Source organism: Bacillus mycoides, from assembly GCF_000832605.1.
In the GTDB taxonomy this organism is placed as follows: Bacteria; Bacillota; Bacilli; order Bacillales; family Bacillaceae_G; genus Bacillus_A; species Bacillus_A mycoides.
Genome location: NZ_CP009691.1, coordinates 98,766 through 110,783, shown reverse-complemented (window position 1 = coordinate 110,783; position 12,018 = coordinate 98,766). Strand labels below are relative to the sequence as shown.

The 12,018-nt window shown below is 33.2% G+C and carries 11 protein-coding genes and 3 pseudogenes; 11 read left to right on the top strand and 3 right to left on the bottom strand.

Annotated elements, in window-relative coordinates:
• The first annotated feature begins 58 nt into the window (after positions 1–58).
• The 7 genes and pseudogenes from BG05_RS00685 to BG05_RS00655 all read left to right on the top strand — a co-directional run bounded on the left by BG05_RS00685 (position 59) and on the right by BG05_RS00655 (position 4,267).
• Positions 59–766: an IS6 family transposase gene (locus tag BG05_RS00685; protein ID WP_033713870.1), complete on the top strand. Its 708-nt coding sequence runs from the start codon at positions 59–61 to the stop codon at positions 764–766.
• Between the two features lie 65 nt (positions 767–831).
• A pseudogene (locus BG05_RS00680) lies at positions 832–1,089 on the top strand (hypothetical protein); the annotation flags it as partial.
• Positions 1,090–1,295: 206 nt separating this feature from the next.
• Positions 1,296–1,811 (top strand): DUF7018 domain-containing (lipo)protein, encoded by a 516-nt coding sequence (locus BG05_RS00675; RefSeq protein ID WP_002191506.1) that lies wholly within the window; start codon positions 1,296–1,298, stop codon positions 1,809–1,811.
• 32 nt (positions 1,812–1,843) lie between these two features.
• A complete protein-coding gene (locus BG05_RS00670; RefSeq protein ID WP_002191507.1) occupies positions 1,844–2,458 on the top strand; it encodes a DUF7018 domain-containing (lipo)protein in 615 nt (204 codons plus the stop codon).
• Positions 2,459–2,486: 28 nt separating this feature from the next.
• Positions 2,487–3,002, top strand: a complete 516-nt coding sequence (locus BG05_RS00665) for a hypothetical protein (protein WP_003193740.1) — start codon at positions 2,487–2,489, stop codon at positions 3,000–3,002.
• Positions 3,003–3,020: 18 nt separating this feature from the next.
• Positions 3,021–3,767 carry a hypothetical protein gene (locus BG05_RS00660; RefSeq protein ID WP_003193738.1) on the top strand — a complete coding sequence of 249 codons (747 nt, stop codon included), beginning with the start codon at positions 3,021–3,023 and terminating at the stop codon, positions 3,765–3,767.
• Positions 3,768–3,781: 14 nt separating this feature from the next.
• Entirely contained in the window at positions 3,782–4,267 is a 486-nt protein-coding gene (locus BG05_RS00655) for a hypothetical protein (protein ID WP_002191510.1), read from the top strand.
• A gap of 99 nt (positions 4,268–4,366) precedes the next feature.
• Here the strand turns inward: BG05_RS00655 and BG05_RS00650 are convergent.
• Together BG05_RS00650 and BG05_RS00645 are read right to left on the bottom strand one after the other, a co-directional pair.
• Positions 4,367–5,074 (bottom strand): annotated as a pseudogene (locus tag BG05_RS00650) (IS6 family transposase).
• Positions 5,075–5,265: 191 nt separating this feature from the next.
• Positions 5,266–5,661 carry a YmaF family protein gene (locus BG05_RS00645; protein ID WP_003193679.1) on the bottom strand — a complete coding sequence of 132 codons (396 nt, stop codon included), beginning with the start codon at positions 5,659–5,661 and terminating at the stop codon, positions 5,266–5,268.
• A gap of 658 nt (positions 5,662–6,319) precedes the next feature.
• Between BG05_RS00645 and tnpB the strand changes: the two genes are divergently transcribed.
• From tnpB to BG05_RS00620, 4 genes and pseudogenes are all read left to right on the top strand, one after another.
• Positions 6,320–7,441 (top strand): IS200/IS605 family element RNA-guided endonuclease TnpB, encoded by a 1,122-nt coding sequence (tnpB, locus tag BG05_RS00635; RefSeq protein ID WP_041867958.1) that lies wholly within the window; start codon positions 6,320–6,322, stop codon positions 7,439–7,441.
• A 177-nt stretch (positions 7,442–7,618) separates the two neighbouring features.
• Positions 7,619–7,810 (top strand): annotated as a pseudogene (locus tag BG05_RS00630) (HNH endonuclease); the annotation flags it as partial.
• Positions 7,811–8,793: 983 nt separating this feature from the next.
• Complete coding sequence (gene xerS, locus BG05_RS00625) at positions 8,794–9,870, top strand: tyrosine recombinase XerS (protein ID WP_003193291.1); 1,077 nt, start codon at positions 8,794–8,796, stop codon at positions 9,868–9,870.
• Positions 9,871–10,021: 151 nt separating this feature from the next.
• The gene (locus BG05_RS00620; RefSeq protein WP_002187151.1) at positions 10,022–10,729 is read left to right on the top strand and encodes an IS6 family transposase; all 708 of its coding nucleotides are present in this window, start codon (positions 10,022–10,024) and stop codon (positions 10,727–10,729) included.
• Between the two features lie 116 nt (positions 10,730–10,845).
• On the opposite strand, the gene BG05_RS31920 is transcribed toward BG05_RS00620, so the two are convergent.
• The gene (locus BG05_RS31920; protein ID WP_080775568.1) at positions 10,846–11,994 is read right to left on the bottom strand and encodes an anthrax toxin lethal factor-related metalloendopeptidase; all 1,149 of its coding nucleotides are present in this window, start codon (positions 11,992–11,994) and stop codon (positions 10,846–10,848) included.
• Positions 11,995–12,018: the final 24 nt, after the last annotated feature.

Genomic DNA, 12,018 nt, shown 5'->3' with positions numbered 1-12,018 from the left:
GAATCTATAAATCTTGGACATACTGATACTATTACTCTAGAAAGGGTGCGTGATCAGTATGGAAAAGGAGAATTTGTTTAAATGGAAGCATTATCAGCCCGAACTAATCTTATTAACAGTAAGGTGGTACCTGCGGTACAATTTGAGCTTCCGTAACCTGGTGGAAATGATGGAGGAAAGAGGATTATCAATTGCTCACACAACGATTATGCGCTGGGTTCATCAATATGGACCTCAATTAGAAGAGAAAGTACGACATCATCTTAAATCAACAAATGACTCGTGGAGAGCCGATGAAACCTATATTAAAGTAAAAGGTCAATGGATGTACTTATATCGTGCGGTTGATTCAGAGGGCAATACAATTGATTTTTATCTAAGTAAATCAAGAGATAAACAAGCAGCCAAGCGCTTTTTCAAGAAAGCCTTGGCTTTTTCGTATGTTTCTAAACCTCGCGTGATAACAGTAGATAAGAACCCTGCCTATCCTGTAGCGATTCAAGAGTTGAAAGAAGAGAAACATATGCCTGAAGGCATACAACTAAGGCAAGCTAAATATCTCAATAATATAGTGGAACAAGATCATCGTTTTATTAAGAAACGTGTGCGTTCTATGTTGGGATTCAAGTCATTTAAAACAGCAACCTCTATATTGAGTGGTGTTGAAGCCATGCATATGATAAAAAAGGGACAGATTAATTTACCGAATCAGTCTGTCCAAAATCAAAAAGAGTTCATTCATCAAGTGTTTGGACTTATAGCATAAAATACAATTCCGTTAGGAATCTACTATTATTCGTGTCCTTCTTCAAATATTTGCACCAGAACCCTTTTTATTCTGAATCAAAAACAATTCAAGAACTGTGGAAGGTCGTAAGACAGTGTAATAAAACTATTAACTTTACTACCGGTGATAAAGCATTTGATAACGACCAGGAGCTTACTATCGGCTTAAACGCTATTAAAGAGTTTGTTATGAAAATCAAGTCTGGTACAAAAATGAATAAAGGTAAATTCGCTTATTTCAACGGAATTGTAAATAACTTAATGGACAAGTTCTACTTTGATAGTGAGTTTATGGGAGTATAAAAAAACTCCCAAACGCTGAGGAACCAATAAGGGAATTTTTTAAAAAGCATATGGAGCGGGATTTTCTACAACCGTAATACATTTTTTCATATTGTTAAAACACTCAAAATTTCTCTTAAGGATGGGAAATCTTTATATCTTATTTATATAATTTATGTTATGGTACAATATGTTAATTACAATACTTTCTAAAAGGAGGATACATAATGAAAGCAAAGAAACTAGTAAGTTTAGCACTTCCAATCATGTTATTAGGGGGGTGCGGAACAGACAAAGCAGAGACGAAAGCAGACACGAAGATAGAAATAAAAGCAGAAGATAAGGAAAAACTATCGACAGAAGCGTACCCTTCACGTATGTCAAACTTACATTATGAATTAAAGTTAAAGATGGAAGAAATAACTGCACTAGCAGGAAGAAAAGACATGGATGTGAAAGAACAAAATAAGGAAATCTTAAAAGGTACAGATGAATTACAACAAATATTTGTTAAGTTTTACAAGATAGACCCACCAAAAGAGTTTGAAGAAGCACACAAAACTCTTTTAAAAGCAGTAGACTGTTATAAAGAAGCGTTTGACACACAATTAAGTCTAGCAAAAAGTGGTTCTGTAACAAAAAAGAAGACGGAACAATTAAAAGAATTAATGTATAAAGGTAATGACTACTTAGAAGAAGGTATGGAACCAATTGAAAAAGCTGTAGACCATACCAAAAGATAGAATAACAGTATTCAAACAGAGGGGCTTTACATATGAGACGAAAAATACTAGTAGTCGTAATCATAGTTCCTGCTCTCTTTTTCGCTCTTGCAGGGGCAATAGCTAGTTTAGGGAACGGGGAAACATCGGTAGGGGCGAGAGTAATGTCCATAGTAGTACCTATTCTTCTACTAGCATGGATAGTAAAGAGATACACGAGTAAGGAAAAGAAGTCTACTAACAAAGTAATCGAAAGAGTATTTGAGACAGACGAAGAAGGTAGACTAACGAGTACATTAGACTATGTGGCAAAAACACGAGGGGTATGTATGGTTTGGACAGAAGCCCAAAAGAAATTCGTAGCATTAGAGAAGAAAGACCCTACATTCCTTAACACACATGAGGAATTAAAGCAAGTAATAGGAGAAATGAAGTTAGCAAACAAAAAGTTAAGAGAGATTAAACCACCAAAACAGTATGATAGTCTACAAGAAGACCTATCTAAGTCTTTAGTTGTGTTTGATGAAGGATTAGACACAATGGTGGAGGGGTTTATTACATTAGATGAAACAAAGATTAATAAGTCATCTGACCTGATTGATGAAGGTAGTGACGGTCTTATGAGGGAACTTGGTACTATTCTAAGCCTAACAAAAACGGAAGAATAAAATCATAAAACAAAAGGGGTATATAACAATGAAACGTAAACTATTAGCAGTAACATTACCAATTTTATTAGTAGCAGGGGTAGGATGTTCAAATAAAGACGTTGCAGAAGATAAGAAGACTGATAGTCTTCAAGTAGCAGATAAAGATATTCAAGAAGTATCAAATGATAAACGTAAAGCAGAGAAAGAGTACAAGTCAAAATTAAACGCTTTACTAGAGGATTTAACTAAAGAAGCACTAGTTTTAAACGATGTAATAACTAGCAATAAACCTATAGAAGAAAAAGAAAAAGAGTATAAAGAGAAATCTAAGACTATGTACGATATATCAGAAAAGATGGTTGAGTTAGACCCTGGAGATAAATACAAAGACGTGCAAAGTATCGTAAATGAAGTTACATATGCAGTAAAGGGTGGACTAAGTTCAACTAAAAACGGTTTAATAGCGAAAGACGAAGGGATAGTTCATCAAGGTGCAGACTATTTTAAAAAGGTATCCGAACTACTAACAGACTTAGATAAAAAGATGAAAGAAGTAAAATAGTTAGCAAGGGGTAGACAGATGAAACGTAAGGTACTAGCAGTTGCACTACCAATTACACTAGCATTAGCAGTAGGTTGTTCTAATAAAGACGTTGCAGAAGAAAAGAAAACTGATAGCTTAAAGGTATCAGAGACAGATAGTAAGAAAGACGTCATAAAACCACTATATGCAGAAGTAGGTAAGATATACGAAGAAGGTCAAGATGTAACCACTAAGAGAGAAGCTAAAGAGAAAGAGTCATCAACTAAGACTGATAAAGAATCTACTTCTAAGAATGAGGACTCAACCGATAAACCAGTAAAAGAAGCTATAATTGGTGGTGGAAGAACCTTAGCTGAGGAACGAGAACACATAGGCAAGCAGTTACATAAAGGTTCTAGTCAATCCTCACCTTTAGAACAGTATCAAGAGGAGGTAAAGGAAACTTCTAAGGATTTATCAACAGCAGTTCAATCTAGTAAATCACTAATCGAAAAAGATGAAACCCTTAAAACAAATCAATCAGGGTTAAAAGGACAATTAAGTGTAATAAGCGGAAGGGTTAATAGACTAGCAACTATAGACCCTCCTGAGGGTTACTATTACTTCAAAGAACAGCTAAGAGACGATGCAAAAGTAATTAAACAGGTAGTAGACCAAGCATTTATAGCTTTAAATGAAAATGATACTGAAAAAGCCAAAGCAAACATAGACTATATGATGGAATATTTAGATACAATGTCTTCAACATTAAATGAAATACAAAATGTACAAAATGGAGTGTAAAGGGGTAGATACTAATGAAACGGAAGATGTTAGCTTTTGCAGTCGTTCCAATGTTGTTATTAACAGGAGCAGGTTGTGAATCAAAAGATAAGAAGAAAGACGAAGCAATGGAAGTCTCTGTTAAAGAAAATAAGAAAGAAGACTATAATAAAAATGCATTATATCTACTTGAAGATTACACAAAACAATCAGAAGAAATAAAAGACCTTGTAGATAGCAGAAAATCTAATAAGAAGAAGGCTGAAAAGTTAAAAGAATTATCAAAACCTTATTTCGAGTTAACAGGTAAGATAGATAAACTAGATTATAAGTTAACTGAAGACATTAAACCACAACTAAACGTAAGTAAAGCAATGATATATTCAAAACATGGGGTAGAAAGCATACAAAAGGGTTTGGAAAAGGATGCTAAAGATTCAATTGAGATAGCTAGAAAAGATTTAGACGAAGCTTCTGAGTTAGTAGACAAAGCAACAAAAGAGTTAAGTAAAAAGAAATAATAACAGAGGGGTACATAACAATGAAACGTAAATTATGGTTCTGGTGCAAAAATAGAATAAAAGATAATAAAGCGCATAGATTCCTAACGGAATCGTATCTTATGCTGCAAGTCCAAACAATTGATGGACGAATTCTTTCTGATTTTGGACAGACTGGTCCCGTAAATCAACCTATTCTTTTTTAATCATATGCATGGCTTCTACTCCAGAAAGAATGGATGTAGCTGTGTCAAAACATTTGAACCCTAGCATAGAACGAATTCGCCTCTTTATAAAGCGATGATCTTGTTCTATTATGTTATTCAAGTACTTTTGTTGTCTAAGTCGCATACCACCAGGTATGCTTTTTTCTTTTTTCAACTGTTCAATTGCTATAGGATAAGCTGGATTTTTATCGACTGTTATAACACGAGGTTTTGAAACATGAAAAGACTGCAAGGCCTTCTTGAAAAAGTATTTTGCAGCCTTCTGGTCTTTTGTTTTGCTCAGGTAAAAATCGATTGTATTTCCTTTCGAATCAACAGCACGATAAAGGTACATCCATTGACCTTTTACTTTGATATATGTTTCATCGACTCTCCAGGAGTCACTTGTTTGTTTAAGGTGACGTCGGATTCGTTTATCCAATTCAGGACCGTACTGATGAACCCAACGCATAATCGTTGTATGGGAAATGGATAAGCCCCGTTCCTCCATCATTTCCACTAAATCACGAAAACTGAGGTTGTACCGTAGTTACCATCTTACCGTTAACAAAATAAGATCAGGCTGATAATGCTTCCATTTGAATACATTTTCCTTTTCCATACCAATCACGCACCTTCTTTAGATTAGTAGTATCAGTATGTCCAAGATTTGTAGATTTATTGCAATCGTCCTGAGGTTTTTGCACCAGAACCAAATTTAATATGTATTAAGATGAAAATGGTATTTTTTCATGCAAAAAGCCTAGTGAAAACTAGGATTTTTGTTTATTCTATTCGAAGAATAGTGATTTTTTATAAGAGAGGTCGGTCAATTAAAGTAGTGAATTCTAATTCATGAACGTGGTCATCATCTAATGTAGTTGTTCCGTTTATAAAGTGTATATGCTTTCCATTACCGACAGGGATAGCAGGACCAGTTGTTATTGCTACTTCATGATGATGATTAAAAAAGGCAGTATTAACAAATATAGTATGTACATGACTATTCCCCATTGGTATTACTTCACTAGTAACACCTGCAAAACGATGATTATGTCTGTCATCACATTCTTCGGCTAACTTAGTACTGGCTGTAAATTCATGTACATGTGTTTGAATTTCGCATTCGTCTAGGGTGTTTGTATTATTTTGTTCTTTTGGTTTGGGTATTGGTTTTGGTATATTCTTATCTGGTGGATGTTTACTCATGAAAGAATTACCTCCTTTTAGATAAATAATCTACCTTAGTATGTTATTCGAATTAATAATGTTGTATGTCAGTAAATTATTATTAATTATTTCTTTCTTTCTTTCTTTTCAATTTTTGATAATGATAATGTTGTGAAGTCAATGTTTAAGGTGTATTGAAAGTAAACAAATATCTAAAAGTTTACTTTCAATAATTAAATAATATATCTTTTTGATAAATCAGTAAGATATATTATTTAATTATTGAAAAGGAACGTCGTATATAAACCATGTTCCATTTTTTTTATACATATGGAATTGAATGTTGGTACCTGTCCATGGGGGCAGATTAATAACTGCGGAATCCTTGTAATTTTCGTTTATTACTACAGATGATCTTGCAAATCTAAAAGATGATAGAATTGTTTTATGAAATTCAGGTGCTTCTTTTAAAAATTGTTTCTTTTCTTGGGTCATTTTTTCATCATTTTTATCATTTTAGCCAAGAAGACTCCTTCCTCAAGGAACGCGAAGTGAGTAGGTGGGAGATGAATTGGCTTCGGACAAGGGATGGCAGGAAGCCATCTTAATTGTTCGACATACATAAAGTGTTACTTCACTACCTATCGAATGTATGTTTGTTGTATAATAGACACATATCGAAATGGGGGTGAAACGAATGATGATCAATAAAGCATATAAATTTCGTATCTATCCAAATAAAGCACAAGCGACCCTAATCAATAAAACGATTGGCTGTTCTCGTTTTGTATTCAATCATTTCTTATCTCTATGGGATAATGCATACAAAGAAACAGGAAAAGGTTTGACCTATGGTACATGCTCTGCCAAACTTCCTGCCATGAAGAAAGAGTTTGTTTGGCTAAAAGAAGTGGATAGTATTGCGATTCAGTCGTCTGTTCGCAACCTTGCGGATGCGTATACACGCCTTTTCAAAAAACAAAACAATGCCCCGCGTTTCAAATCTAAGAAAAACAACGTGCAATCTTATACCACAAAACAAACAAATGAAAACATTGCCGTTGTAGGAAACAAAATAAAATTGCCAAAACTCGGTCTTGTTCGATTTGCCAAAAGTCGTGAAGTAAAAGGACGTATTTTAAATGCTACAGTTAGACGAAACACTTCTGGCAGATACTTTGTGTCATTGTTAGTTGAAACAGAAGTGCAAGAACTTCCGAAAACAAATTCTTACATTGGAATGGATGTGGGACTAAAAGATTTCGCCATTTTGTCAGATGGAACAATCTATAAAAATCCGAAGTTTTTTCGATCGTTAGAAGAGAAGTTGGTAAAAGCACAGCGTGTTCTTTCTAGAAGAATGAAAGGATCTTCTCGCTGGAATAAACAACGAATAAAGGTAGCTAGAATTCATGAATACATGGCAAATGCTAGAAAAGATTACTTGGACAAAATCTCAACTGAAATCATCAAAAACCACGATGTTATTGGTATAGAGGATTTGCAAGTATCTAATATGTTAAAGAATCATAAGTTAGCAAAAGCAATTAGTGAGGTATCATGGTCACAGTTTCGAACCATGTTGGAATATAAAGCGAAATGGTACGGCAAACAAATCATTGTCGTATCGAAAACATTTGCTTCAAGCCAATTATGTTCTTGTTGTGGATATCAAAACAAAGACGTTAAAAATCTAAACCTACGTAAATGGGACTGTCCTTCTTGTCGTACACACCATGATAGGGATATTAACGCAAGTATTAATCTAAAGAATGAGGCGATAAGGCTTCTAACCGCAAGGACTGTGGAGATAGCCTAATAAATTAGAGTTCGATAGAACTCTTTACTTAGGAATCCCCCTCTTCTAAACGAAGTGAAAGTGGGGGTAGTTCAACACTTGTTTAACACCTTAATGGATTATCATTCTAACATTTGATATTGCTTAGTTGGAGGGGGAAGCTTCATGAATGAATACAAAGCAAAACAACAGAAGCATAGGAAGATGCAACTCGTTATCCATCATATAAAAGAACTCGAACATCATTCAACACTCGTATTAGATATAGATAATCTAGAAACAATCTGTGTGGATTACCACAATAGAAAACAAGGAAGCACATTCAAAAAGAAAAATTATTTACTTACTTACTTATATTTAGTTTACATAAGATATATTATAGATATTTGAAAAAAGGAGTAAAATCCGTCTCAAAATGAAAAGAATTCTTATCTTATTGAGACGAAAGGGAAAATTGCGAAGTTATATTTTAAAATCTGTATTAGAATTAAAAATCACTGTATGTTCACATAAACAAAGTACAATAAAGAATACTTTTTACAGGACTATAGGAAACATTCTCTTTCAAAATAAAAACAATTAAGTTTTGGGTAAAGCACAACCTATTTAGTCTTAAGTGGTTAAAGTTACCCGTATTGCATTGAAATTTTTTTAACATGTATTTATATGCTAGCTATACCCTATAAGCAACCATGTAATCAATATTAAAATGTATAGGTGAATGTATCTGCAACTAAAAGATATTCATACGGATGAAAGATGCATGATGCATTTTGTTGGATGAACATAAAAGAATTATAAAAAGGGGGAAAAATAAACACCTTATAACTTCGCACGAAATACCAATTTTACGAACAATAATGCGATTATATAAAAATCAAATACAGTATCTAGGGATTTCAAGCTCAAATGCATGAATCGTAGTATATTGGTATACGCCATATAATTCATATTTTATATAAGAATAATCAAATGCTGAATTACTCATAAACAATTTTTATAGTGAATTACATTTTAATTTATAAGTGCTTTTCTTGTGTTGATATCTATCTAACTCCTAATTAACCTTGATTAAATTAACCAATTCACATTTTATAACGAATTTTAAACTGTGTTCATGTATTCATTTTGTTAGAATATATATTTGAAAATCGTTTAATTTTATATACATATATAATTTTTATCGCCAAATATGAATTTATCACTTGGTTATCTATAACTTTTATTAGAATAACTACACTTTCCCATTCAATTTCGAGTGAATTTTAGTATTTCATAATTAAATTATGTAAATAAGTTCGTGTAAAAATTGAATTTAACGCGAACTTGTGTTCGTGTATTTTTTCTGTTATAGTATATATGAGGTGATTTTTATGGATTACAGCAAGCAACGTCAAAAATCAGTACATCGTAAGAAATTATACGAGAATTTAAATGAAATGCCCTTTTACATAGAAGAATTTGTGGAGTACAAAGAATTGCATGATGCCTCTCCCTCCACCCTACTGAATTATGTATATGATTTTAGAGTTTTCTTTAATTGGCTATTATCTGAACAAATTATTGAATTTAAGCCCATTAAAGACATATCCTTCTCTGATTTGGAGAATTTAAAGAAAAAAGATGTTGAGAACTTTATGAGGTTTTTAAAACTACAACAAAATATGCAGAATTCCTCTGTTAACAGAAAAATTTCAGCCTTAAAATCTTTATTTAAGTACCTTACCTCCCTATCAGAGAATGATGATGGAGAATGTTATTTTTATAGAAATGTAATGGCTAAAATTGAAATACATAAAGATAAGGAAACATTAAATGCCCGTGCAAAACGTATGAGATCTAAAATATTTCATAATGATGACGATCAAGAGTTTTTGAATTACATTAAGTACGAACATGAAAAATCTTTAACAAAACATCAGTTGTTCTATTTCCTAAGAGATAAAGATCGTGATGTAGCTATTCTTTCCCTCTTTCTTGGTAGTGGTATTCGTGTAAGTGAATTGGCCGATCTTCGTATGGAAGATATAAACTTAAAAGAAAGGCTAATTGATGTAATACGAAAAGGAAACAAAGAAGATTCTGTATGGATTACCCCAATTGCATTGAATGATCTTGAAAAGTATATGGAAATTAGAGATAAAAAATATGCTCCAGGGAAAGAATTAAAAAATGTATTTTTATCGAAGTATAAACATACTGCACAGCCTCTTTCGGTTAGGGCTATTCAAGATATAGTAGAAAAATATACTAAGGCATACGGAAAAAGAATGTCTCCTCATAAATTAAGACATACATTAGCAAATAAATTATATATGGAAGAAAAAGACTCGTTACAAGTGATGCAGCAACTTGGGCATACCAGTCAAGATACGGCTTTGTTATACACTCAACTTGGAGAAACAACTATTAAAGATAGTTTAGGACGAATAGGAAAAAATAAAGAATAAGAGTTTAGCAATTTTGCATTGCTGAACTCTTATTCTTTTCCCTAATATAAACCTTTTCCGGTTCTGGTGCAAAAACTTTGAAGTATATGAAAATGGTCTATCAAACTTGGAAATACTGATAGTACTACTCTATAAAAGGTGTGTGATCAGTATGGAAAAGGAGAATTTATTTAAGTGGAAACATTATCAACCAGACATCATCTTATTAACTGTACGTTGGTACCTACGGTACAACCTAAGTTTTCGCGATTTGGTGGAAATGATGGAGGAACGGGGTTTATCCATTTCTCATACAACAATTATGCGTTGGGTTCATCAGTATGGTCCTGAATTGGACAAGCGGATCCGACGTTACCTCAAACAAATAAATGGCTCTTGGAGAGTCGATGAAACATATATCAAAGTAAAAGGTCAATGGATGTACCTGTATCGTGCTGTTGATTCGAACGGAAACACAATCGATTTTTGCCTAAGCAAAACAAGAGATCATAAGGCTGCAAAGCGCTTTTTCAAGAAAGCTTTGCGGTCTTTTCATGTTTCAAAGCCACGTGTGATAACAGTCGATAAGAATCCAGCTTATCCTATAGCAATTGAACAGTTGAAAAAAGAAAAAAGCATACCTAACGGTATGCGACTTAGACAACAAAAGTACTTGAATAACATAGTAGAACAAGATCATCGTTTTATAAAGAAGCGAATCCGTTCTATGCTAGGTCTTAAATCTTTCGCCACAGCTACATCCATTCTTTCTGGAGTAGAAGCCATGCATATGATTAAAAAAGAACAGATTGCTTTACGGGACCAGTCTATCCAAAATCAGAAAGAATTCATCCATCAATTGTTTGGACTTGCAGCATAAGATACGATTCCGTTAGGAATATATGCGCTGTATTCTCTTTTATTTTATTTTTGCACCAGAACCTTCATAATTAACGACTATTTAGCATCTTACTAATAATTCGAAGGTTCTTCATATTAATCTATTTTGCTTAATCCCGTAGAAGTAACTTGATAGGTTCTTTTCTTACCTATATATTCCTGTTTACTATTCTCAAGGTTAGTTAGTGTAGCGCGTGTCTTTTCCTTTACTGCTTCCCCTTCTATATGGGTAAACTTAATGTAATCTCCCACTTTTACGGGAACGGTTTGGATTTCAGAATTTTGTTGTCTATTACCCACGATTTCTTTATTGTACACAACAATACCCGATGAGTTCTGAACTTTAATACTTGCATACGTACTATTAAAGTAGGAATGTGGTATGCCAGCTTCTAATTTTATCTTCATCTCTTCTGCCTTCTTGTTATAATCTACTTTTGCGAATTCTCGATCACTATATCCTTTTAAGGACCAAGAAAATTGATTTCCGTCTAATAGTTCATTAATAGGTTCTGTTGAATTGGAATCCCCTTGAACATTTTTAATTAATAAATCTATGTAACTATAAGTCAATGGAGCCTTATCTTTTAGCTCTTGCTTGGATGATTCGCTAAAATAATAATATGTAAAACATTCCGCAAAATATTCTTCCTTATTTTCGTAATATTTATCCGGGAAAAATTTCTGTCTTTCTTGACTGAAAGGAACATCAAACCAATCAGTATGACTTATATTTAAAAAAACCACTCGATCAATTGCATGCGCTATTTCATGAAGTTCTAAATTAATGGAACCATGCCCCTTTCCTCTTTCACTAAAACCTATTCTAGCCATTACAGGTTTTCCACCAATATCAGATCCCACACCTGGTACATCATCCCAGGTCAATTGCTTTCCTTCGGCATTGGTTTGCCCTTCCCATCCTCGTGGAATTAATCCCTTTAGGTCCCTGTACTCGTCAGACTCAGTGATAGGATAATTAACAAGTTTTACATATGTTCCGTCTGCCACTAATTTATCAAGTATGCCGCTTTTTATTTTTTTTATTCTATCAACCATATGTTGTGCCTCTTGATATTCTTCCACATTATTTCCTCTTATATCAATATGAATAAGATTTTCATTTTTAGTCTGTTGTTCTTTTATAAACTCAAGTTTATTTAAAGTTTCGGCTGCAAGGGGATGGTTTGTAAGGGAAATAGAAAAAATAAATATCAATAATATCAAAATTGTATTTTTTTTCATATAAATCCTCCTGTTATATGATTT

What these genes read in the sequence shown, in the direction of transcription:
- BG05_RS00655 (WP_002191510.1), top strand. Translation starts at nt 3,782, where the DNA reads ATGAAACGGAAGATGTTAGCTTTTGCAGTCGTTCCAATGTTGTTATTA.
- tnpB (WP_041867958.1), top strand. Translation starts at nt 6,320, where the DNA reads ATGATGATCAATAAAGCATATAAATTTCGTATCTATCCAAATAAAGCA.
- BG05_RS00620 (WP_002187151.1), top strand. Translation starts at nt 10,022, where the DNA reads ATGGAAAAGGAGAATTTATTTAAGTGGAAACATTATCAACCAGACATC.
- BG05_RS00675 (WP_002191506.1), top strand. Translation starts at nt 1,296, where the DNA reads ATGAAAGCAAAGAAACTAGTAAGTTTAGCACTTCCAATCATGTTATTA.
- BG05_RS00670 (WP_002191507.1), top strand. Translation starts at nt 1,844, where the DNA reads ATGAGACGAAAAATACTAGTAGTCGTAATCATAGTTCCTGCTCTCTTT.
- BG05_RS00645 (WP_003193679.1), bottom strand. Translation starts at nt 5,661, where the DNA reads ATGAGTAAACATCCACCAGATAAGAATATACCAAAACCAATACCCAAA.
- BG05_RS00665 (WP_003193740.1), top strand. Translation starts at nt 2,487, where the DNA reads ATGAAACGTAAACTATTAGCAGTAACATTACCAATTTTATTAGTAGCA.
- BG05_RS00660 (WP_003193738.1), top strand. Translation starts at nt 3,021, where the DNA reads ATGAAACGTAAGGTACTAGCAGTTGCACTACCAATTACACTAGCATTA.
- xerS (WP_003193291.1), top strand. Translation starts at nt 8,794, where the DNA reads ATGGATTACAGCAAGCAACGTCAAAAATCAGTACATCGTAAGAAATTA.
- BG05_RS00685 (WP_033713870.1), top strand. Translation starts at nt 59, where the DNA reads ATGGAAAAGGAGAATTTGTTTAAATGGAAGCATTATCAGCCCGAACTA.
- BG05_RS31920 (WP_080775568.1), bottom strand. Translation starts at nt 11,994, where the DNA reads ATGAAAAAAAATACAATTTTGATATTATTGATATTTATTTTTTCTATT.